Source organism: Kitasatospora sp. NPDC088134, from assembly GCF_044741705.1.
Classification (GTDB): Bacteria; Actinomycetota; Actinomycetes; order Streptomycetales; family Streptomycetaceae; genus Kitasatospora.
In genome coordinates this window covers 1-21,160 of sequence record NZ_JBIUTD010000031.1, presented here as the reverse complement: position 1 = coordinate 21,160, position 21,160 = coordinate 1, and the positions used below count along the sequence as shown (strand labels likewise).

Below are 21,160 nucleotides of genomic sequence, written 5' to 3'. Positions count from 1 at the left end.
ACCCGGCTCCCCGGGGCCGGTCCGCGCATCGCGCCGGATCGGCCCTTCGGCGTATCCGCAGGAATTCCCGCACGGTTCGGATGCCACCCGATGTGGTGAATAGCCCCTTTTGCGCTTCCCCGGCGCGCACACGCTGTGCAAAGGTCTCATTACTCTCGGTTTACCAGCTCTTGAAACTAGGCCGCCGCGCAGGCACCCCTCGCCGCGCGCCCGCCCCCCGCCACACCCGCTGCGACCCACGACAGCCGATCCGACCAGGCAGCACCGCCGGACCTGACTGCGTTCGTTCCCCCGGAAGAAGACGGGCACCACCATGACTCTCGACGTCTCCAGCGCACCCATCGCCTCCGACACCACCGACCACGCCCCGCCGGCCGGCACCCCCGCCGCCCCGCCGGCCACCGCACCCGCCGGCCGGGCCCACGCCCTGCTGGCGCACGACCTGCCGGCTTCGCTCGCGGTCTTCCTGATCGCCGTGCCGTTCGCGCTCGGCATCGCCCTCGCCACCGGCGCCCCGCTGACGGCCGGCCTGGTCTCCGCCGCCGTCGGCGGCCTGGTCGCCGGGGCGCTCGGCGGCACCCACCTCCAGGTGAGCGGCCCGTCCGCGGCGCTCACCGTGGTCACCGCCGGCCTGATCGCCCAGTACGGCTGGCCGACCGCCTGCCTGGTCACGGTCGCGGCCGGGCTGCTCCAACTGCTGCTCGGCGCGCTGCGGGTGGCCCGGGCCGCGCTCGCCGTCTCGCCCGCCGTGGTGCACGGCATGCTGGCCGGCGTCGGCCTGACGATCGCCATCGCCCAACTGCACGTCATCCTCGGCGGCCGGCCGCACAGTTCGGCCCTGGCCGACCTGCTCTCGCTGCCCGGCGAGCTGGCCGGTCCGCACCCGCCCGCGCTGCTGGTCGGCCTGCTCGCGCTCGCCGTGCTGTACGGCTGGCCGCGGCTCGGCCGGCTGCCCGGCGCGGCCGGCCGGATCGGCGCCCGGCTGGGCCGACTGCCCGCCGCGCTGGTCGCGGTGGCCGCCGCCACCGCGCTCTCGGTGGCCGCCGAACTGCGGCTGGCCCGGGTCGAGCTCCCGGTCTGGGAGCACCACCGGTTCTTCTCGATGCCCGCCCCGGGCCCGCTGGCCGCGCACTGGGCGACGCTGCTCGGCCTGGTGCTCACGGTCGCCGCGGTGGCCGGCGTCGAGTCGCTGCTCTCCTCCGTCGCGGTGGACCGGATGACCCGCCGCTCCGGCGACCTGAACCGCGAGCTGCGCGCCCAGGGCGCCGCCAACCTGCTGTCCGGCCTGCTCGGCGGGCTGCCGGTGGCCGGCGGCGCGGTCCGCTCCACCGCCAACGTGCAGGCCGGCGCGGCCTCCCGGATGTCCGCGGTGCTGCACGGCTGCTGGGTGCTGCTGGCCGCGCTCGTCCTGACGGCCGGGCTGCGCCGCATCCCGCTGGCGGCGCTGGCCGCGCTGGTGCTGGTGGTCGGCGTGCAGATGGTGAGCTTCGCGCACATCCGCCGGGTGCACCGGCACCGCGAGTTCCCGGTCTACCTGGCCACCGTGCTCGGCGTGGTGCTGCTCGGCGTCCCGCTCGGGGTGCTGCTGGGCGGCTCGGTGGCCGTGCTGCTCGCCCTCTACCGGCTGACCCGCGCCCACGTCGACGTGCTCGCCGAGGCCGACGGCTCGTACACCGTCCGCACCCACGGCCCGCTGACGTTCGCGGCCGTCCCCAAGCTGTCGAGGGCGCTCGGCGGCGTCCCGGCCGGCGCGCGGGTGACGGTCCACCACGACGGCTCCTTCCTCGACCACGCCGCCTACGAGGCGCTGCACGCCTGGCGGACGGCCCACCGGGGCACCGGGGCCCAGGTCTCGATGCTGACGGACCGCCAGGGGCGGGACGTGCTGGACCCGGACGGCACGGTCCGCGCGGGCAGCTCCCCCGGGCCGCACCGCTGCCGGGCCTGGACGCCCTGGGTCGGCCACCACTGCATCGAGCAGCGCGAGGAGGACCCGCACGTCCGCCTGCTCGACGGCGTCCGCGGCTTCCAGCAGCACACCGCCCCGCTGGTCCGCCAGGAGCTGGCCCGGCTCGCCCGGGACGGGCAGACGCCCTCGCAGCTCTTCCTCACCTGCGCGGACTCCCGGATGGTCACCAGCATGATCACCAGTTCCGGCCCGGGAGACCTGTTCACCGTCCGCAACGTCGGCAACCTGGTGCCCGCCCCCCACGAACCGGGCGCCGCCGACGACTCGGTGGCCGCCGCCGTCCAGTACGCGGTGGAGGTGCTGGAGGTCGCCTCGATCACGGTCTGCGGCCACTCCGGCTGCGGGGCGATGAAGGCCCTGCTGGACGGCGTGACCGAGCAGGACGGCCCGCCCACCGCGCTGGCCCGCTGGCTGCGCAACGGCCGCGGCTCGCTGGCCCGGCTGCACCGCGCCCCCGCCGAGTTCGAGGGCCGCCCGGCGGTGGACGTGGTCGAGCGGCTCTGCGTCACCAACGTGGTGCAGCAGCTGGACCAGCTGATGGCCAACCCGGCGGTGGAGCGCCGGGTGGCGGAGGGTTCGCTGCGCCTGGTCGGGATGTACTTCGACTTCGCCACGGCGCAGGCCTACGTGCTGGACGCGGCAACCGGCCGGTTCGCCCCGGTGCACGCGGAGCAGCCGCAGGAGCTGGCCGCCTAGACCCCTGCGAACCCTGCGAACCCTGCGCCGGCCCCGGCCGGGGCTAGCGCAGCAGGTCGGCCAGATCGGCCGGGGTGACGTAGCCGGGCCAGCGGTGGTCGGTGAAGAGGTGCACCCCGGCGTCCTGGTAGCACTGGTCGACGAGTTGCGAGCAGATCATGTGCTTGCTGCTGGCCACGTAGCCGCGCAGCAGGGAGCCCGCCGGGAGGTGCAGGCGGGCGGCGGCGAGGGCCAGGTAGTCGGCGAAGCTGTAGGGGGTGCCGAGGTAGTGGTGGGCGGCGGTGACGATCGCGGTGCGCTGGGCTTCGGTGAGCGGGATGCGGCCGGTGGACCAGCGGACCGGGTACCCGTCGTAGACGGTGAGCGGGCGGAGTTCCGCGCCGCCGGGCTGGGCCTCGACGAGTTGTCCGTCGCCGACGTGCACGAAGGCGTGCTCGTAGTCGGCGAACCCGTCGCCGTTGAGGAACTGGCCGATCCGGATCAGGCGGCCGGTGCGGCCGCCCATCCGGACGACGGCGAAGTCTCCGGGGAGGGGGGAGGTCGGGGCGGTGGCGTTCATGGGGGCACCCCCGTCGCGGTCGCGTACGGTAGTTGGTCGCGCACCGTCAGTGGAGTACCGGACGGGGGCCGCGTCAAGACGCTGCGCGGGATTGACCGGGGCGGGGGACGGGAAGGCGTGGGGAGGGCCGGCCGAACGGCCGGGGCGGCGTCCACCTGGGACGACGCCACCGGCCGATCAAAGGTCTACACCAATTTTCCGGCAGCTCTTGTCAACACGGCTGTTGGCCTGGTGAGCTGTGCGCTGGGACACACGGGACAATCCCTCCGCACGGGGTTCCCCGGTATTTGAGACTCGATGAGGAGTGCGCGTTGAGCAACGAGAGCCTGGCCAACCTGCTCAAGGAGGAACGGCGCTTCGCCCCGCCCGCGGAGCTCGCCGCGGCCGCCAACGTCACCGCCGACGCCTACGCGCGGGCCTCCGAGGACCGGCTGGCCTTCTGGGCCGAGCAGGCCCGCCGGCTGAGCTGGGCGGTCGAGCCCACCGAGACCCTGGACTGGTCGAACCCGCCGTTCGCCAAGTGGTTCGCCGACGGCAAGCTCAACGTCGCGTACAACTGCGTGGACCGCCACGTCGAGGCCGGGAACGGCGACCGGGTGGCCATCCACTTCGAGGGCGAGCCGGGCGACAGCCGGGCCATCACCTACGCGGAGCTGAAGGACGAGGTCTCCAAGGCCGCCAACGCGCTGCTGGCGCTGGGCGTCGCCAAGGGCGACCGGGTCGCCGTGTACCTCCCGATGATCCCCGAGGCGGTCGTCTCGATGCTGGCCTGCGCCCGGATCGGCGCGGCGCACTCGGTGGTCTTCGGCGGCTTCTCCGCCGACGCCGTCGCCTCCCGGATCGAGGACGCCGACGCCAAGGTGGTCATCACCGCCGACGGCGGCTACCGCCGCGGCAAGCCGTCCGCGCTGAAGCCCGCCATCGACGAGGCGCTGACCAAGGTCGACGGCGTGGAGAAGGTCCTGGTCGTCCGCCGCACCGGCGAGGAGGTGGCCTGGACCGAGGGCCGCGACGTCTGGTGGCACGAGCTGGTCGACGCGCAGTCCGCCGAGCACACCCCCGAGGCGCACGACGCCGAGCAGCCGCTGTTCATCCTCTACACCTCGGGCACCACGGGGAAGCCGAAGGGCATCCTGCACACCTCGGGCGGCTACCTCACCCAGGCCAGCTACACCCACCACGCGGTGTTCGACCTCAAGCCGGAGACCGACGTCTACTGGTGCACCGCGGACATCGGCTGGGTCACCGGCCACTCGTACATCACCTACGGCCCGCTCTCCAACGGCGCCACCCAGGTCATCTACGAGGGCACCCCGGACACCCCGCACCAGGGCCGGTTCTGGGAGATCGTCCAGAAGTACGGCGTGACCATCCTCTACACGGCGCCCACCGCGATCCGCACCTTCATGAAGTGGGGCGACGACATCCCGGCGCGGTTCGACCTGTCGAGCCTGCGCGTCCTGGGCTCGGTCGGCGAGCCGATCAACCCCGAGGCGTGGATCTGGTACCGGGAGCACATCGGCGCCGGGAAGACCCCGATCGTCGACACCTGGTGGCAGACCGAGACCGGCGCCATGATGATCAGCCCGCTGCCGGGCGTCACCGAGACCAAGCCGGGCTCCGCCCAGCGCGCCCTGCCGGGCATCGCCGCCACCGTGGTCGACGACGAGGCCCGCGAGGTCCCGAACGGCTCCGGCGGCTACCTGGTGCTGACCGAGCCGTGGCCGTCGATGCTGCGCACCATCTGGGGCGACGACCAGCGCTACATCGACACTTACTGGTCGCGCTTCGAGGGCCGCTACTTCGCCGGCGACGGCGCCAAGAAGGACGAGGACGGCGACATCTGGCTGCTCGGCCGGGTCGACGACGTGATGCTGGTCTCCGGCCACAACATCTCCACCACCGAGGTCGAGTCGGCCCTGGTCGGGCACCCGGCGGTCGCCGAGTCCGCGGTGGTCGGCGCCACCGACGCCACCACCGGCCAGGCCATCGTGGCGTTCGTGATCCTGCGCGGCACCTCCGAGGAGAGCCCCGAGCTGATCGCCGAACTGCGCGACCACGTCGGGAAGACGCTCGGCCCGATCGCCAAGCCGAAGCAGATCAAGGTGGTCTCGGAGCTCCCGAAGACCCGCTCCGGCAAGATCATGCGCCGCCTGCTGCGCGACATCGCCGAGGGCCGCGAGGTCGGTGACACCACCACCCTCGCCGACTCCTCGGTGATGAACCTGATCCAGTCCCAGCTGCCGGCCGGCGGCACCGAGGACTGATCCCGCGTCAGCGACGGATCGGCGACGACACGAGGCCCCCGCCGCGGCGGGGGCCTCGTGCGTGCGCGGCGCTACGCCGCCGGGCGGTCGGCCAGCGAGCGCAGCGTCTCGTGGGCGGTCTGGACGAACCCGCGCCGCCCGGTGGCGAGCGGCCCGGCCAGCGCGACCAGGCCGGTCTGGGCGGCCCGGTCGAAGCCGACGAAGGCGGTGCAGCGGCCGGTGGCGCCGGTGTGGAAGACCACCTCACCGCCGTCGTCCGGGCGGTGCTGCCAGCTCAGGCAGATCCGCTGGCCGAAGCCGCGCCGGGCGACCCGGGGCAGCGACACCTCGCGCAGCGCGGTGCGCAGGCTGGCGGCCGCACCGGTCCGTTCCGGGATCGGGACGGCGTCCACCGCGAGGTGGGCCTGGAGGTAGCGCAGCATGTCGTCGGCGGTGGAGCGGAGGGCGGCCGCGCCAGGCAGCGCGGGCGTCTTGAAGGAGGGGATCCAGCGGCCCCGCCGGTAGCCGGTGGCCTCGTCCCGGCCGGTACCGCAGGAGGTGTCGATCAGGCCGAGCGGCTCGCAGACCCGCCCGGCCAGCAGCTCGTGGTAGCGCTGCCCGGCGGCCCGTTCCAGCACCAGGCCGAGCAGTCCGGCGCCGAGGCTGGAGTAGCGGACCCGGGTGCCGGGGGTGCCGCGCACGGGCGTGCGGGGCAGGGCGCGCAGCAGGTGGGCGGCGCTGAAGGTGGCGTACGGGCGGGTGAACCAGCGGGGCACGGCGGCGGGGGCGAGGCCGACCGGCAGCCGGGGCAGTCCGGAGGTGTGGGTGGCCAGGTGCAGCAGGGTGATCGGGCGCTCGTGCGGGTAGCCGGGCACCGCCCCGGCGGGCAGGTAGCGGTCGATCGGGTCGTCGTAGCGGACCTCGCCGCGGGCGACCATGTCGGCGAGCAGCAGGCCGGTGAAGGTCTTGGTGACCGAGCCGAGTTCGAAGCGGGTGTCGGCGCGGACCGGGCGCTCGCCGGCCCGGTCGGCGTAGCCGCGGCAGGCGACGGCGCGTTCGCCGCCGCGGATCACCGCGACGGCCAGCCCGCCCTGCGGGGCGGCGGTGGCGAACAGCGGGCGCAGCAGCCGGTCGAGGTCCGGTTCGGTTAACGGAGGCCGGGCGGTGCCGTCGCCCACGTCTCCCTCCGCTCGGGGACCCACGGCCTGGACCGGTATGGGTTCGGTTTCCTGACTGGGCATCGGTTCCTCCATGACGGTGCGGGCCGCCGGGGAGGCGGCCCGCTTCTGCCGCCGACGTTAGGAAACCGAAGGGTCGTTCGCATCCGGCCGCACCCGTCCGGGTCAGCGCCCCCGAGCCGGGCCGGATATCGACATAAAGTAGGACGAACCGAATGGCTACTTGCCGCGCCCCGTAGGATGTCAAGAAAGCATCAAGAGCCCAGAGGCGCGCCGGGAAGTCTGGTCGGCACCGCACCACCCGTGTGTCCGCAGCCGCCCGCCCTGGAGGTCCCGCCCGTGCGCAGCCCCTCGTCCGACTCCGACCGCCGCCCGTTCCTCGGACTGCTGTCGCTGCCCGAGCGCCGCTACCTCGCCGAGGCGCTGCGCACCGAGACGGTCGGCGGGGTGCTGCTGCTGCTCGCCGCGGCGGCAGCGCTGGTCTGGGCGAACGTCTGGCCGCACGCCTACGAGGCGGTGCGGGAGTACACGGTCGGGCCGGCCGCGCTGCACCTGGACCTGCCGCTGGAGGCGTGGGCGCAGGACGGCTTGCTGACGGTGTTCTTCTTCGTGGCGGGCATCGAGCTGAAGCGCGAGTTCGTGGCGGGCGAGCTGCGGACGCCGAGCGCGGCGCTGCTGCCGGTGGTGGCGGCGGTGTGCGGGGTGGTGCTGCCGGCAGTGCTGTTCACGGTGGTGAACGTGGCGGGCGACGGCCATCCGGCGGGCTGGGCGATCCCGACGGCGACCGACATCGCGTTCGCACTGGGCGTGCTGGCGGTGGTGGGCAGTCACCTGCCGTCCGCGCTGCGGGCGTTCCTGCTGACCCTGGCGGTGGTGGACGACCTGATCGCGATCCTGATCATCGCGGTGTTCTACTCCTCCGGGATCGAGTTCTGGGCGCTGGGGGCGGCACTGGCCGGGCTGGTGCTGTTCTGGTTCCTGCACCGGCGCGGGGTGCGCGGCTGGTGGCTGTACGTGCCGCTGGCGGTGGTGATCTGGGCGCTGATGCACGAGAGCGGGGTGCACGCGACGGTGGCGGGCGTGGCGATGGGCCTGATCCTGCGCTGTCACCGGGAGGAGGGCGAGGAGCACTCCCCCGGCGAGCACGTCGAGCACCTGGTGCGGCCGCTGTCGGCCGGGCTGGCGGTGCCGGTGTTCGCGCTGTTCGCGGCAGGGGTGCCGGTCTCGGGGACGGCGCTGCGGGAGGTGTTCACCGAGGCGGCGCCGCTGGGCATCGTGATCGGCCTGCTGGTCGGCAAGTCGGTGGGCATCTTCGGCGGCACCTGGTTGGCCGCCCGCTGGACCAGGGCCACCCTGAACCCGCGGCTGACCTGGTCCGACATGTTCGCGCTGGCGACCGTGGCGGGCATCGGCTTCACGGTGTCGCTGCTGATCGGCGACCTGGCCTTCCCGGACGACCCGCACCTGGCGGAGCTGTGCAAGGAAGCCGTGCTGGTCGGTTCGCTGGCCTGCGCGCTGCTCGGCACCCTGCTGCTGAAGCGCCGCAACCGGCACTACCGGGAGCTGTGCGCGGAGGAGGACCGCGACGAGGACGGCGACGGCGTCCCCGATGTGTACCAGCGGCAGGGGTGACACGCCCGCGACGGGGTACCCGGAGTGGTGCCCGACTCACCGGTAAGGGCATGATGCTGAACTGACGCACCGCTGCATGACGCACCCTCATGACGTACCACCCAGCCCGCTGAACGGAGACCTCCGATGGCCGCAGGAGCCGCACCCTCGAACGGCCGCACCCCGCACGAGGGCGAGCGGACCGTCGGCGAACTGTTCGCCGACGCCACCGCCGAGCTCTCCAGCCTGGTGCACGACGAGATCGCCCTCGCCAAGGCCGAGATCAAGGCGGACGTGGTGCGCGGCGGCATCGGCACCGCGGCGGGCGTGGTGGCCGGGGTGGTGGCGCTGGCGTCGGTCCCGATGTTCTCGTTCGCCTTCGCCTGGGGCCTGCAGGCACTGGGCATCACCACCGGCTGGTCGTTCGCCATCGTGGGCGGCGCGTACGTGCTGATCGCGGCGCTGCTGGCGTTCCTGATGATCCGGTACTTCAAGAAGATCCGGAAGCCGGAGCGCACCATCGCGGGCGCGCAGGCCACCGCCCAGGTGCTGAAGAACGCCAAGCCGCGGCCGGCCACCAAGGAGGAGATCGACCGGGCGCTGGGCCGCATCCAGTGACGTCCGGCCGGTAACGGTTGCGCCCGGCCGCGAGTGCCGGGCGGGTGGGAACGGCGGGGGTATGACAGGCTGCGGACATGTCGTTGGACCAGAAGCCCGTGGATGAGACCGCCCCCGTGCCCGCCCGGCCCGCCGTCGACGAGGCGTGGAGCGTCCGCTCGGCCGGGCCGTGGACGCACCGCGACGTGGCGGCGAACGGCGCCCGGTTCCACATCGCCGAGCTGGGCGAGGGGCCGCTGGTGCTGCTGGTGCACGGCTGGCCCGAGTACTGGTGGGCCTGGCGGCACCAGCTGACGGCGCTGGCCGAGGCGGGCTTCCGGGCGGTGGCGCTGGACCTGCGCGGCACGGGCGGCTCGGACCGCACGCCGCGCGGCTACGACCCGGGCAACCTGGCGCTGGACATCACCGGCGTGATCCGGTCGCTCGGCGAGCGGCAGGCGCACCTGGTCGGGCACGCCACCGGCGGCACGCTGGCCTGGGTGGCGGCGGTGATGCGGCCCTCGGTGATCCGCAGCCTGACCGCGGTGTCGGCGGCGCACCCGCGGCACCTGCGGCGCGCGCTGCTGACCGACCGCCGGCAGATCGCCGCGTTCGAGCACGTGCTGGGCTTCCAGCGGCCGTGGCTCCCGGAGCGCCGGCTGGTCGCGGACGACGGGGCGCTGGTCGGCACGTACCTGCGGGCCTGGACGGGGCCGAACCTGCTGTCCGAGGAGGCGGTGACGGCGTACCGGAAGGCGATCCAGGTGCCGAGCACCGCGCACTGCTCGATCGAGCCGTACCGCTGGCTGATGCGGTCGATGGCGCGGCCGGACGGCATCCAGTTCGCCCGCCGGATGAAGAAGCAGATCACCGCGCCGGTGCTGCACGTGCAGGGCGCGGCGGACCCGGTGCTGCTGTCGCGGACGGCGCTGGGGGCGGGCGAGTACGTGTCCGCGCCGTACCGGTGGCGGCTGCTGCCGGGGGTCGGGCACTTCCCGCACGAGGAGGTCCCGGAGGAGTTCACCGCGGAGCTGATCGGGTGGGTCCGGCAGCACCAGGACTGAACGGGGGCCGGGGGTGCCGTCCCGTCAATCCCCTGGCCCGGAGCGGACGTTACTTACGTTCATATGACAAGCGCATAGGCCAGTTGCAAGGGTCGGCGCGGTTACTCCGGGCGGAGCAGGGGAATCCATCCGGTATGACCTGGATGCCCGATCGAGAAGCCCAGCCGCGCCGAGGCCGCCGTGGCAGCAGCAGCTCGCAACCGCACGTCCCGCAGCCGGAATGGCCCTACGAGCCGTCCGGACGGACACCACGCGGCTCGGGGTACCGCCTCGGCATTCCGAAGATCATCGGACGCCGCGCCCGCTGGGTCGGCGCCCGCCTCCGCCGGGAGCTGTAACCGCCGCGCACCCCCGGCGGGGGGGGCCCCCCCCGGGGGGCCCCCCCCCCCGGGGGGGGGGGGGGCCCCGCCGGGCGGGAGACAGGCGGCCGCGCAGCCCGGGTGCGGCACACCGCCCCCCCCCCCGGCCGCCGCGCCGGGGGGGGGGGCCCCCCCCCCCGGGGGGCGCCCCCCCCCCCCCCCCCGCCGGGGGGCCCCCCCCCGCGGGGGGGCCCCCCCCCTCCGTGCGTGCGGGTGCGCGCCGGGTCAGCTCAGCACGGCCGGCGAGATCGCGGTGGACCAGAGCAGCAGCCCGAAGGTCGCCAGCGTCATCACCGGCACCAGGATCTTGGTCTCCACCTTGTTCCCGGTGCGCTTGATCAGCACCACCTCGTAGCGCTCCTTGTGCGGCCACAGCAGCGGCGAGCCCTGCTTGGTCAGGCAGTCGCCGAGCAGGTGCGCCAGGGTGCCCAGGGCGACCGCGTAGGGCAGCCAGCCCGGGGCGCTGGGCAGCCACTTGAGCATGCCGAAGGTGCCGAGCGCGGCCAGGCCCATCACGGTGATCCAAGCCTGCGGCCCGTCGCCCGGCGGGCGCAGGTGCAGCGCCTGGAGCGCCATGGCGAGCAGGAAGAACGTCAGCCCGATGGTGAAGTTGCGGCCCAGGAACTCGATGCCCGCCCAGCTGCCGCCGCCCATCAGCGCGACGAACAGCAGCGAGTGGGTGGCGTGCCGGTGGCCGCCGGAGACCCAGGCGACGAACTGGCACAGCACCTTGGAGATCGGGCCGAGGAAGTTGGCGATGGTGCCGTCGTGGTGGTCCAGGTCCGGCAGCAGGGCCGCGCCGGCGCACAGCACGGTGCCCATCAGGACGTCCGCGGGCTGCAGGTGGATGCCCAGCACCGGCGGGAGGAACGGCGCGGTGGCCGCGAACAGCAGGGCGCCGCTGACCGCGTGCGAGTGACCCATCATGACGTCTGCGTGACCTCCCGTCGGGCTCCTTCCAAGGCGGCCCGGATTGGACCGTTCGGGTGAGCGCCGCCGACGCTACCAGGCCGGGCGGACGGTCCGTCAGGGCCGGTGCGGGACCCGGCGGGTCAGAGCGCGCAGCCCTCGGTGTCGACCTTGGCGCCGCCGGTGGCGCCCTGCGCGACGTCGTCCTTCACCTCGGCGGCGGTCAGCACGTAGCCGGTGTCGGAACTGTCCAGCGACTTGGCGAACACCACCCCGTACACCTGGCCGTCCGGGGTGAGCAGCGGGCCGCCGCTGTTGCCCTGGCGGACCAGCGAGCGGACCGAGTAGACGTCCCGGACCACCTGGCCGCGGTGGTAGATGTCCGGGCCGTTGGCCTGGATGCGGCCGCGGATGCGGGCGGGCTGGACGTTGAAGGCGCCGTTCTCGGGGAAGCCCGCGACGATCGCCGAGTCGTTGGTCCTCGCCTCCCCCGCGAAGGCCAGCGGCGGGGCGTTCAGCTTGGGGACGTCCAGCACCGCGATGTCGCGCTGCCAGTCGTAACGGACCACCGTGGCGTCGTAGAGCTGGCCGGTGCCGCCGATCTGCACGGTCGGCTCGTCGACGCCGCCGACCACGTGGGCGTTGGTCATCACCCGGTGCGGGGCGAACACGAAGCCGGAGCCCTCCAGGGTCTTGCCGCAGGAGGCGGCGGTGCCCAGCACCTTCACCAGCGAGCCCCGGGCCTTCAGCACGCCCGGGCTGTTGGCGAGCGCCGGGTCGGGCGGCTCGACCTCGGTGATCGGCTCCTGCTCGAACGGGTTGAAGACCTGCGGGAAGCCGTTGCGGGCCAGCTCCTTGCTGAAGTCGGAGAACCAGTTCGGGGCGTCGTCCGGCAGTGCGGCCTGCACCGAGCCGAGCACCGCCGAGGTGCGGACCTGCTTGGAGACGGTCGGCATCGAGGTGCCCGCCAGCGCCGAGCCGATCAGCCAGGCCACCAGCAGCATCGACACCACGTTGACCAGCGAGCCGCCGATCGCGTCCAGCACCTTCACCTTGCCCCGGCCGATCCGCCCCCGGAGCTTCCAGCCGAAGTGCGTGGTGACCGCCTGCCCGATCGCGGCCAGCAGGATCACCACCACCACCGCGACCACCGAGGCGGTGGTGCCCGGCGACAGGTGGCGCAGCAGCAGCGGCAGCAGTTGCACGGCGATCAGGCCGCCGCCCAGGAAACCGAGCACCGAGAGCACGCCGACCACGAACCCCTGCCGATAGCCGGAGACGGCGAAGCCCAGCGCGGCGGCGATCAGCAGGAAGTCCAGGACGTTCACCCGGATACCCTCCCACGAGCCACCGGGCGGGGGACACCGGCGTCCGACCGTCGCCCGATCGGGTCAGTCCGGCGGGCAGCCCACCCGCTTCCCTTGCGACCGTCTGAACATCCGAACAGCTGACGAGTCATCAGGGAGTGGCGGCGTGGAACAGCCCAAGTGGGACGTGCCGGTGGTGGACCGCACCGAATTCCTGCCCGCCCTGGACGTGCCGCCGCCCGGCCCGCAGAACCGGCTCACCGTGCTGCTGCGCCTGCTGCTGCTGGTCCCGCAGTTCGTGGTGCTCTGGCTGCTGTCGATCGTCAGTTTCGTGGTGGTGGTGATCGGCTGGTTCGGCGCGCTGCTCACCGCCCGGCTGCCCCGGTTCGCCGCCGACTGGCTGAGCGGGTACCTGGCGTACGACACCCGGGTCTACGCCTCGATGCTGCTGATGGTCGACCGCTACCCGCCGTTCCGCTTCGACGCGCCCGACCACCCCGTCCGGATCGAGGTCCGCCCCGGCGAGCCGCTGAACCGGCTGGCCGTCTTCTTCCGGCTGCTGCTGGCGATCCCCGCCGCGATCGTCCAGGGCCTGCTGCAGACCGGCTGGTGGGCGATCTCCTTCATCAGCTGGCTGATCGTGCTGATCCTCGGCCGGATGCCGCAGACCCTGTTCGAGGCCACCGCCGCCGTGCTGCGCTACCGGATGCGCTTCCAGGCGTACGTCACCATGCTCACCTCGGCCTACCCCAAGGGCGTGTTCGGCGACCCCGCCGGGTCCGAGCCGCAGCGCTCCGCGACCCGGCCGCTGGTGCTGGGCGGGCCCGCGAAGGCGCTGCTGGTGATCTACCTGGTGCTCGGGCTGGCCGGGTCCGGGGCGGGCTCGACCAGCAGCCAGTGGAGCGACGACGGCTACGTCGGCGACGACACGGTGTCCACGCTGGCGCCGCTGACGGGGGCCGCCGGGGGCTGACGGGGGTCGGCAGGGGCTGACGCGGGTCGGCGGAGGGGTGGCGGGGTCAGGAGCCGCGGTGCCGGGAGAGCTCCGCGGCCTCCTCGGAGAGCTCCACGGTGCGCCGGGTGTCCCAGGGCCGTTCCAGGCCGCTGAAGTGCAGCACCCGGTCGATCACCCCGGCGGTGAAGCCCCACACCAGGCGGTCCGCGACCTGGAAGGCGGGCCCGGTGAACCCCGACGGGTGCCGCAGCTTCGCCCGGTTCGCCGGGTCGGTCAGCTCGGCCAGCGGCACCCGGAACACCGCGCCGGTCTCCGCCGGGTCCACCACGTCGACCGGCGACTCCCGCCGCCACCAGCCCAGCACCGGCGTCACCACGAACCCGCTGACCGGGATGTACAACGCGGGCAGCCGGGCGAACAGCTGCACGCCGGACGGGTCCACGCCGGTCTCCTCGACCGCCTCGCGGAGCGCCGCCGCGAGCGGCCCCGCGCCCGCCGGGTCGCCGTCCTCCGGGTCCAGCGCGCCGCCCGGGAAGGACGGCTGGCCGGCGTGCGAGCGCAGGCTGCGGGCCCGCTCGATCAGCAGCAGGTCCGGGCCCGCCGGGCCCTCGCCGAACAGCATCAGCACGGCCGAGGGCCGACCGCCCTCGGCCGGGGGCAGGAACCGGCTCAGCTGCTCCGGCGCCGCCCGCTCGGCGGCGTCCCGCACCGGCAGCAGCCAGCCCGGCAGGCCCTCGCGCTCCAGCACGGGGGGCGTCGTCGTCACGAGCGGCCTCCGGCGGGCTCGGCGGGGGCGGCCGGGGCGGCGGCCCCGCCGGGGAAGTCGGCGGGCGGGCGCAGGCGCTGGCCCGGCTGCCCGGCGAGCTCGTACTTGAGCAGCTTGCGGGCCTGCTCCGGGTCGGTCTCGCCGATGCCGTAGGACGGGCAGAGCGGTGCGATCGGACAGGCGCCGCAGGCGGGCCTGCGGGCGTGGCAGACCCGGCGGCCGTGGAACACCACCCGGTGCGAGAGCATCGTCCAGTCGGACTTCGGGAAGATGGCCATCACGTCGGCCTCGACCTTCTCCGGGTCCTCCTCGGTGGTCCAGCCGAAACGGCGGGCCAGCCGGCCGAAGTGGGTGTCCACGGTGATGCCGGCGCCGCCGAACGCGTTGCCGATCACCACGTTGGCGGTCTTCCGGCCCACGCCGGGCAGCGTGACCAGGTCCTCCAGCTTGCGCGGCACCTCGCCGTCGAAGCGGTCGCGCAGCGCGATGGACAGGCCGATCAGCGACTTGGCCTTGGCCCGGAAGAACCCGGTCGGCCGGATGATCTCCTCCAGCTCCTCCGGCACCGCCGCCGCCAGGTCCTCCGGCGTCGGGTACTTCGCGAACAGCGCGGGCGTCGTCTGATTGACCCTCAGGTCAGTGGTCTGCGCCGACAGCACCGTCGCCACCAGCAGCTGGAACGGCCCGTCGAAGTCCAACTCCGGGTGCGCGTACGGGTACAGCTCCGCCAGTTCCCGATTGATCCGGCGGGCCCGCCGCACCATCCCCAGATGCGTCTCGGGCTTCTTCCGCCCGGCCTTCGCGGCCTTGCTCTCTGCCATGCACGAAGGCTACGCCGAACCGGCGGGGCCACGGCCGCGATTCGGCCGCCCGGCGAACCCGGCTCGGGGAGGCGCTTGCACTCCATACCCCCCAGGGGTATAACTGGGGACATCGAACGAGATACCCCCAGGGGGTATTAAGAGACCACGGAGGCCCCGATGTCCTGCTGCTCCGCCGAAGGCACCTGCTCGACCACCGCGACCGTCGCCGGGCCGGCCGCCGTCACCACCGTCTACGCGGTCGCCGGGATGACCTGCGGCCACTGCGAACAGGCCGTCGGGACGGCGGTCGGGGCGCTGGAGGGCGTCACCGCCGTCCGGGTGGACGTCCGCGGCGGGCTGGTGAGCGTCGACTCGGCGGACGAGTTGGCGGAGGAGGCGGTGCGCGCCGCGATCGACGAGGCCGGCTACGAGCTGACCGGCCGGGCCTGAGAGACACCCGCAACGACCCGGCCCCGGCCGGGCAGAGAGCACGAGGAGCCCCGATGACCACCCAGGCCGCACCCGCCCCGATCGAGGTGGAACTCCGGATCGGCGGCATGACCTGCGCGTCCTGCGCCGCCCGGATCGAGAAGAAGCTCAACCGCATCGACGGCGTCCGGGCCAGCGTCAACTACGCCACCGAGAAGGCCAAGGTGGTCGTCGAGGGCCCCGTGGAGGTCGCCGAGCTGGTCGCGGCCGTCGAGGCCACCGGCTACACCGCCGCGCTCCCCGAGCCCCCGGCGGCGGCCCCGGCCGCCCAGGGCCCCGCGCCCGCCGACGAGTTGGCCCCGCTGCGGCAGCGGCTGGTGACGGCCGTCGCGCTGGCGCTGCCGGTGGTGGCGATGGCGATGGTGCCGGCCCTGCAGTTCGACAACTGGCAGTGGCTGTCGCTGACCCTGGCCGCGCCGGTCGTCACGTACGGCGCCTGGCCGTTCCACAAGGCTGCCTGGACCAACGCCAGGCACCGCGCGGCCACCATGGACACCCTGGTCTCGCTCGGCACCGGCGCCGCGTTCCTGTGGTCGCTGTGGGCGCTGTTCCTCGGCCACGCGGGCATGCCCGGGATGCGGCACGGCTTCGAGCTCACGGTGTCCCGCTCGGACGGCGCCGCCAACATCTACCTGGAGGCGGCGGCCGGCGTCACCGCGTTCATCCTGGCCGGACGGTACTTCGAGGCCCGCTCCAAGCGGACCGCGGGCGCGGCGCTGAAGGCGCTGCTCGAACTGGGCGCCAAGGACGTGACGGTGCTCCGGGAGGGGCGGGAGGTCCGGCTGCCGGTGGCGCAACTCGCCGTCGGGAACCGGTTCGTGGTGCGTCCCGGGGAGAAGATCGCCACCGACGGCCTGGTGGTCGAGGGCAGTTCGGCCGTGGACGCCTCGATGCTGACCGGCGAGTCGGTCCCCGTCGAGGTCGGCCCGGGCGACCGCGTGACGGGCGCGACCGTGAACGCGGGCGGCCGGCTGGTGGTCGAGGCGGCCCGGGTCGGCGCGGACACCCAACTCGCCCGGATGGCACGGCTGGTGGAGGACGCGCAGAACGGCAAGGCCGCCGCGCAGCGCCTGGCCGACCGGATCTCCGGGGTCTTCGTGCCGATCGTGATCGCGCTGGCGCTGGCCACCCTCGGCTACTGGCTGACCACCGGCGAGGGCTGGAGCGCCGCGTTCACGGCGGCCGTCGCGGTGCTGATCATCGCCTGCCCGTGCGCCCTGGGCCTGGCCACCCCCACCGCCCTGATGGTCGGCACCGGACGCGGCGCCCAGCTCGGCATCCTGATCAAGGGCCCCGAGGTGCTGGAGAACACCCGCAAGGCCGACACCGTCGTCCTCGACAAGACCGGCACCGTCACCACCGGCCGGATGACCCTGCTCGCCGTCCACACCGCCGACGGCACCACCGAGGACCAGGCGCTGCGCCTGGCCGGCGCCCTGGAACACGCCTCCGAGCACCCGATCGCGCAGGCCGTGGCCGCCGCCGCGCAGGAGCGGTTCGGTGAACTGCCGGGCGTGGAGGGCTTCGAGAACGTCCCCGGCCTGGGCGTGCAGGGCGTCGTCGACGGGCACGCGGTGGTCGCCGGACGCGAGGCGCTGCTCGCCGACTGGGCGCAGCACCTGCCGGTCGGCCTGCTGGCGGCGAAGGCCGCGGCCGAGCGCGCCGGGCGGACCGCGATCGCGGTCGGCTGGGACGGCGCCGCCCGGGCCGTGCTGGAGGTCGCCGACGCGGTGAAGCCGAGCAGTGCCGAGGCGATCGCCGAGCTGCGGGCGCTGGGTCTGCGGCCGGTGCTGCTGACGGGCGACAACCGGCTGGTCGCGGAGTCGGTGGCGGCCGAGGTCGGCATCCCCGCCGAGGACGTGATCGCCGAGGTGCTGCCGGAGGACAAGGTCGCCGCGGTGCGGCGGCTGCAGGCGGAGGGCCGGACGGTGGCGATGGTCGGCGACGGCGTCAACGACGCCGCCGCGCTCGCCCAGGCCGACCTGGGCCTGGCCATCGGCACCGGCACCGACGCCGCGATCGAGGCCGCCGACCTCACCCTGGTGCGGGGCGACCTGCGCTCGGCGGCGGACGCGATCCGGCTGTCGCGGCGGACCCTGGCCACCATCAAGGGCAACCTGTTCTGGGCCTTCGCCTACAACATGGCCGCCCTGCCGCTGGCCGCCGCCGGGCTGCTCAACCCGATGATCGCGGGGGCCGCGATGGCCTTCTCCTCGGTCTTCGTGGTCGGCAACAGCCTGCGGCTGCGGACCTTCCAGGCCCGCTGAGCGGCCGGCCGGGACACGACGAGCGGTCCGGCCCCGGGGTTCGCGCCCCGGGGCCGGACCGATCAGTTTCCGAGAAGCCCCGGGGCGGGTCGCGTTCCTAGGATGAAGAACGTCAGCAGGCAGCGGGAACGGGAGGAACGGTCATGGCGGGCACCGAGAAGCACGAGGGTTTCACCACCGACGAGCGCGCGGCGATGAAGGAGCGCGCCAAGGAGCTGAAGGCGGAGTCGAAGCGCGCCTCGGCCGCCGCGAAGGCCGCCGAGGCGGAGCAGGACCTGCTGGCGAAGATCGCCGAGATGCCGGACGAGGACCGGGTGCTGGCCGAGCGCTTCCACCGGATCGTCACCACGGTCGCGCCGGAGCTGGCCCCGAAGACCTGGTACGGCATGCCCGCCTACAACAACGCGGACGGCAAGCCGGTCTGCTTCTTCCAGAGCGCCGCCAAGTTCAAGTCCCGCTACGCGATGATCGGCTTCAGCGACAACGCCAAGCTGGACGACGGCGCCATGTGGCCGACCTACTTCGCCGTCGCCGACCTGGGCGAGGCCGAGACCGCCCGGATCGGCGACCTGGTGAAGCGCGCCGTGAGCTGATCAGCCGTCAACTCTCCTGAACGCCCCGGTCAGCGCCCGCCGACCAGGGCGTTCAGGGTGCCGAAGTCCAGCCCTCCGGCCAGGGTGTCGAGGGTGCCGGGGCCGAGCAGTTCGGCGGTGGCCCGGTGCGCGGCCGCGTAAGCGGCCTGGGCGAGCGCGGTGCCCAGGCTGATCCGGCGCACCCCGGCGGCGGCCAGTTCGGCGACGGTCGGGCCGCCCGGCACCGCCATCGCGTTGACCGGCAGCGGGGAAGCGGCGGTCAGCTCCGCGAGCGCGGCGAGGTCGAGCAGGCCCGGCACGAACAGCGAGTCGGCCCCGGCCGCCGCGTACGCCCCGGCCCGGCGCAGCACCTCCGCCGGGCGGTCGGCCGCCGCGCCGACGCCGAACAGGTGGACGTCGGTGCGGGCGTTGACCAGCAGCTCCGGCAACCCCGCCGCGACGGCCGCGGCCCGGGCGGCGCGCAGCCGGGCGGACTGCTCCTCGACGGTGAACAGCGGGCCGCCCGGGGCGGTGGAGTCCTCCAGGTTGACGCCGACGGCGCCCGCCTCGATCACCGCCCGGACGGTCTCGGCGACGTCCTGCGGCGCGGCCCCGTAGCCGCCCTCGATGTCGGCGGTGACCGGGACGTCCACGGCCGCGACGATCCGGCGCACCTCCTCGGCCATCGCCGTCCGGTCCAGCCCGTGGCCGTCGGCGCGCCCCGCCGACCAGGAGACGCCGCCGCTGGTGGTGGCGACGGCCGGGGCGCCGGCGGCGGCGATCACGGCGGCGCTGCCCGCGTCCCAGGCGTTCGGCAGCACCAGCAGCGGGCCGACGGCGAGGGCGCGCAGGGCACGGGCCCGCTCGGTGGAACGGGCGGGGAGGGAGCGGGCGGGGAGGGTCTGCGAGGGCATGGCGGAAACCGCTTTCCGGACGGGGTGCTCGGGCTGCTCCGATGCTGGCACCGTTCGCGGCGGACACCGATGGATTAAGCTCCGGCCGAATCCACGGAGGAGGTGAGGCGATGCGGACCGGACTGCCGCTGTCGGTGGGCGACCTCGCCCTGACCAGGTTCGCGGTCTCCCCGATGTGGGAGGTGGTGACCAGTTTCCGCGCGCTGGCCGCCGATCCGGTGCCCGAGCCGCACCGCCGCTGGGCCGCCCAGGTCCGGCCCCGGCTGGCCGCCGCCGGCCTCGACCGCGGCTGGCTCGCCGACCTGGTCCCGCCGCGCGGCCACCTGCCGGACTTCCTCAACCCCGTCCCCGGCGAGCCGGTCACCGAGCTGACCGGGGAGCTGGCGCTGGTCCGGGCCACCGGCCCCGAGCAGGTCCGGCGGGACCTCGACCAGCTGCGCGCGGACCGGCGCGGGCCGCTGCCGGCCCGGCTGCGGGCGCTGGAGCGCGAACCCGCCGAGGCGCTGGGCCGGATCGCCGCCGAGATCGGGGCGTACTGGCAGCTCGCCCTGGCGCCCTACTGGTCGCGGATCCGGACCGTCCTGGAGGCCGACGTCCTGCAGCGGGCCCGGCACGCCGCCGGGGCGGGCAGCGCCGGGATGCTCGGCGAGCTGCACGGCACCGTCCGCTGGGCCGACGGCACCCTGCACCTGTCCGAGCGGCACTGCGCCGTCACCCGGATCGCCACCGGGGCCGGGCTGCTGCTGATCCCCTCGGTGTTCGCCTGGCCCCGGCTGCTGACCCGGGTGGTCGGCGCGGAGACGCCGCAGCTCTGCTACCCCGCGCTGGGCGCCGGGACGGTCTGGGAGCGCCGGACCCACCCCCGGGCGGAGGCGCTCGCGCTGGTCCTCGGCCGGACCCGCGCCCGGCTGCTCACCGAACTCGACACCCCCGCCTCCACCACCGAACTCGCCGCCCGCTGCGGGCTCTCCCCCGCCGCGGTCTCCCAACACCTCACCGCCCTCCGCGACGCGGGCCTGGCCTCCTCGCACAGGGCCGGCCGCCAAGTCCTCTACGCCCGGACAGGCGTGGCGGACGGCTGGCTGGAGGCGTGACAGCGCGGCGGTCGAGAGGCACGCGGTACTTCTGCGGGAAACTCCTTCAGCTGTGGGCCCGGAGGGTGAGGAGGGCGGCCAGGGTGACGCCCGGGCGGGCCTCGTGCTCGGTGGCGGGGGACCAGCGGGCCCAGGTGATCGGCCAGCCGCCGTCGGGGAGTTGGCGGGAGCGCAGGTGGGCGAGGCCGCGGTCGAGTTCGGCGGGGGTGAACCAGGCGCGGGCCAGGCTGTCGGGGCGGGACGCGTAGTCGTGCGGGAGGTGGAACTCGCCGGGGGCGTAGCCGGGCGCGAGGCGGACCTGTTCGGGGTGCTCGGGGTCGAGCAGCACCAGCCGCTGCTCCCGCACCGATTCGCCCAGCCGGGCGGCCTGTCGGGTTGCCCAGGCGCGGTCGGGCTCGGCGTCCAGGTAGCCGACGGCGGTGATCACCTCGTACGGGTGGGTGGTGCCGATCGCCTCGATCGCGGTCCGGCAGAACCGGCGCGCGCCGTCCAGCCAGGGGTGTCGGACGCCTGCGGCGAGCAGCGGGGCGGCGATCTGGCCGGTGGCGAGGAGTTCGGCGGGCGGGTCGTCGGCGATCGGGAGGAACGGCGGGTGCGGGTAGGCCCGGAGGCTGGGCAGGACGGCCGGGACGCCGCCGTCCGGGGTGGTCAAGGTGCTTGCCCAGTCGCAGAGTTCGCGGCCGCGCTCGCCCGCGAGGGCGCCGGCCTCGGCTAGGTTCTGTCCGTGCGATCATGAGCGGAGCCAGATGGCCAGGGCGGCGGCCGTGACGGTGCCGAGGAAGACGTACACGCGCTTGTCGTACCT

Annotated in this window: 18 protein-coding genes; 10 read left to right on the top strand and 8 right to left on the bottom strand. The window is 74.4% G+C overall.

The window, feature by feature from the left end; all coding sequences use genetic code 11:
• Positions 1-313: 313 nt before the first annotated feature.
• Entirely contained in the window at positions 314-2,665 is a 2,352-nt protein-coding gene (locus ACIOHG_RS32670; protein WP_400956010.1) for a SulP family inorganic anion transporter, read from the top strand.
• Between the two features lie 43 nt (positions 2,666-2,708).
• On the opposite strand, the gene ACIOHG_RS32665 is transcribed toward ACIOHG_RS32670, so the two are convergent.
• Positions 2,709-3,224, bottom strand: coding sequence for a hypothetical protein (locus tag ACIOHG_RS32665; protein ID WP_400956008.1), 516 nt, complete (start codon positions 3,222-3,224; stop codon positions 2,709-2,711).
• A gap of 311 nt (positions 3,225-3,535) precedes the next feature.
• On the opposite strand from ACIOHG_RS32665, the gene acs reads away from it, so the two are divergent.
• The gene (acs, locus tag ACIOHG_RS32660) at positions 3,536-5,491 is read left to right on the top strand and encodes an acetate--CoA ligase (protein ID WP_400956006.1); all 1,956 of its coding nucleotides are present in this window, start codon (positions 3,536-3,538) and stop codon (positions 5,489-5,491) included.
• A gap of 71 nt (positions 5,492-5,562) precedes the next feature.
• Here the strand turns inward: acs and ACIOHG_RS32655 are convergent, their stop codons facing one another.
• Positions 5,563-6,648: a serine hydrolase domain-containing protein gene (locus ACIOHG_RS32655; RefSeq protein ID WP_400956004.1), complete on the bottom strand. Its 1,086-nt coding sequence runs from the start codon at positions 6,646-6,648 to the stop codon at positions 5,563-5,565.
• Positions 6,649-6,888: 240 nt separating this feature from the next.
• On the opposite strand from ACIOHG_RS32655, the gene nhaA reads away from it, so the two are divergent.
• The 3 genes from nhaA (at position 6,889) to ACIOHG_RS32640 (ending at position 9,920) form a co-directional block, all read left to right on the top strand.
• Complete coding sequence (gene nhaA / locus ACIOHG_RS32650; RefSeq protein ID WP_400956003.1) at positions 6,889-8,280, top strand: Na+/H+ antiporter NhaA; 1,392 nt, start codon at positions 6,889-6,891, stop codon at positions 8,278-8,280.
• Positions 8,281-8,406: 126 nt separating this feature from the next.
• A complete protein-coding gene (locus ACIOHG_RS32645; RefSeq protein ID WP_400956001.1) occupies positions 8,407-8,877 on the top strand; it encodes a phage holin family protein in 471 nt (156 codons plus the stop codon).
• Between the two features lie 77 nt (positions 8,878-8,954).
• A complete protein-coding gene (locus tag ACIOHG_RS32640) occupies positions 8,955-9,920 on the top strand; it encodes an alpha/beta fold hydrolase (protein ID WP_400955999.1) in 966 nt (321 codons plus the stop codon).
• Positions 9,921-10,504: 584 nt separating this feature from the next.
• On the opposite strand, the gene ACIOHG_RS32635 is transcribed toward ACIOHG_RS32640, so the two are convergent.
• Positions 10,505-11,206: a metal-dependent hydrolase gene (locus ACIOHG_RS32635; RefSeq protein ID WP_400955998.1), complete on the bottom strand. Its 702-nt coding sequence runs from the start codon at positions 11,204-11,206 to the stop codon at positions 10,505-10,507.
• Between the two features lie 125 nt (positions 11,207-11,331).
• Positions 11,332-12,516, bottom strand: coding sequence for a MarP family serine protease (locus tag ACIOHG_RS32630; protein ID WP_400955996.1), 1,185 nt, complete (start codon positions 12,514-12,516; stop codon positions 11,332-11,334).
• A gap of 145 nt (positions 12,517-12,661) precedes the next feature.
• Between ACIOHG_RS32630 and ACIOHG_RS32625 the strand changes: the two genes are divergently transcribed.
• Entirely contained in the window at positions 12,662-13,468 is an 807-nt protein-coding gene (locus ACIOHG_RS32625; RefSeq protein ID WP_400955995.1) for a DUF4389 domain-containing protein, read from the top strand.
• A gap of 46 nt (positions 13,469-13,514) precedes the next feature.
• Here the strand turns inward: ACIOHG_RS32625 and ACIOHG_RS32620 are convergent, their stop codons facing one another.
• Positions 13,515-14,216 (bottom strand): NUDIX hydrolase, encoded by a 702-nt coding sequence (locus ACIOHG_RS32620; protein ID WP_400955993.1) that lies wholly within the window; start codon positions 14,214-14,216, stop codon positions 13,515-13,517.
• Positions 14,213-15,037, bottom strand: coding sequence for an endonuclease III (gene nth, locus ACIOHG_RS32615; RefSeq protein ID WP_400955992.1), 825 nt, complete (start codon positions 15,035-15,037; stop codon positions 14,213-14,215). The genes ACIOHG_RS32620 and nth overlap by 4 nt, the downstream gene beginning before the upstream one ends.
• 159 nt (positions 15,038-15,196) lie before the next feature.
• Here nth and ACIOHG_RS32610 point away from each other — a divergent pair, with 159 nt between their 5' ends.
• The 3 genes from ACIOHG_RS32610 to ACIOHG_RS32600 all read left to right on the top strand — a co-directional run bounded on the left by ACIOHG_RS32610 (position 15,197) and on the right by ACIOHG_RS32600 (position 18,368).
• On the top strand, positions 15,197-15,469 hold the full coding sequence (locus ACIOHG_RS32610) for a heavy-metal-associated domain-containing protein (RefSeq protein WP_400955991.1): 273 nt from the start codon (positions 15,197-15,199) through the stop codon (positions 15,467-15,469).
• 53 nt (positions 15,470-15,522) lie between these two features.
• Entirely contained in the window at positions 15,523-17,775 is a 2,253-nt protein-coding gene (locus tag ACIOHG_RS32605) for a heavy metal translocating P-type ATPase (RefSeq protein WP_400955989.1), read from the top strand.
• A 143-nt stretch (positions 17,776-17,918) separates the two neighbouring features.
• Entirely contained in the window at positions 17,919-18,368 is a 450-nt protein-coding gene (locus ACIOHG_RS32600) for an iron chaperone (protein WP_400955988.1), read from the top strand.
• Positions 18,369-18,397: 29 nt separating this feature from the next.
• Here ACIOHG_RS32600 and ACIOHG_RS32595 read toward each other — a convergent pair whose 3' ends face one another.
• On the bottom strand, positions 18,398-19,261 hold the full coding sequence (locus ACIOHG_RS32595) for an isocitrate lyase/phosphoenolpyruvate mutase family protein (protein ID WP_400955986.1): 864 nt from the start codon (positions 19,259-19,261) through the stop codon (positions 18,398-18,400).
• Positions 19,262-19,371: 110 nt separating this feature from the next.
• Between ACIOHG_RS32595 and ACIOHG_RS32590 the strand changes: the two genes are divergently transcribed.
• Complete coding sequence (locus ACIOHG_RS32590; RefSeq protein WP_400955984.1) at positions 19,372-20,355, top strand: ArsR/SmtB family transcription factor; 984 nt, start codon at positions 19,372-19,374, stop codon at positions 20,353-20,355.
• 46 nt (positions 20,356-20,401) lie between these two features.
• On the opposite strand, the gene ACIOHG_RS32585 is transcribed toward ACIOHG_RS32590, so the two are convergent.
• A complete protein-coding gene (locus ACIOHG_RS32585; RefSeq protein WP_400955982.1) occupies positions 20,402-21,007 on the bottom strand; it encodes a hypothetical protein in 606 nt (201 codons plus the stop codon).
• Positions 21,008-21,160: the final 153 nt, after the last annotated feature.

Coding starts and splice junctions, on each gene's coding strand:
- ACIOHG_RS32645 (WP_400956001.1), top strand. CDS start 8,407: ATGGCCGCAGGAGCCGCACCCTCGAACGGCCGCACCCCGCACGAGGGC.
- ACIOHG_RS32595 (WP_400955986.1), bottom strand. CDS start 19,261: ATGCCCTCGCAGACCCTCCCCGCCCGCTCCCTCCCCGCCCGTTCCACC.
- ACIOHG_RS32605 (WP_400955989.1), top strand. CDS start 15,523: ATGACCACCCAGGCCGCACCCGCCCCGATCGAGGTGGAACTCCGGATC.
- ACIOHG_RS32590 (WP_400955984.1), top strand. CDS start 19,372: ATGCGGACCGGACTGCCGCTGTCGGTGGGCGACCTCGCCCTGACCAGG.
- ACIOHG_RS32670 (WP_400956010.1), top strand. CDS start 314: ATGACTCTCGACGTCTCCAGCGCACCCATCGCCTCCGACACCACCGAC.
- ACIOHG_RS32665 (WP_400956008.1), bottom strand. CDS start 3,224: ATGAACGCCACCGCCCCGACCTCCCCCCTCCCCGGAGACTTCGCCGTC.
- nhaA (WP_400956003.1), top strand. CDS start 6,889: ATGTCAAGAAAGCATCAAGAGCCCAGAGGCGCGCCGGGAAGTCTGGTC.
- ACIOHG_RS32640 (WP_400955999.1), top strand. CDS start 8,955: ATGTCGTTGGACCAGAAGCCCGTGGATGAGACCGCCCCCGTGCCCGCC.
- nth (WP_400955992.1), bottom strand. CDS start 15,037: ATGGCAGAGAGCAAGGCCGCGAAGGCCGGGCGGAAGAAGCCCGAGACG.
- ACIOHG_RS32610 (WP_400955991.1), top strand. CDS start 15,197: ATGTCCTGCTGCTCCGCCGAAGGCACCTGCTCGACCACCGCGACCGTC.
- ACIOHG_RS32600 (WP_400955988.1), top strand. CDS start 17,919: ATGGCGGGCACCGAGAAGCACGAGGGTTTCACCACCGACGAGCGCGCG.
- ACIOHG_RS32635 (WP_400955998.1), bottom strand. CDS start 11,206: ATGATGGGTCACTCGCACGCGGTCAGCGGCGCCCTGCTGTTCGCGGCC.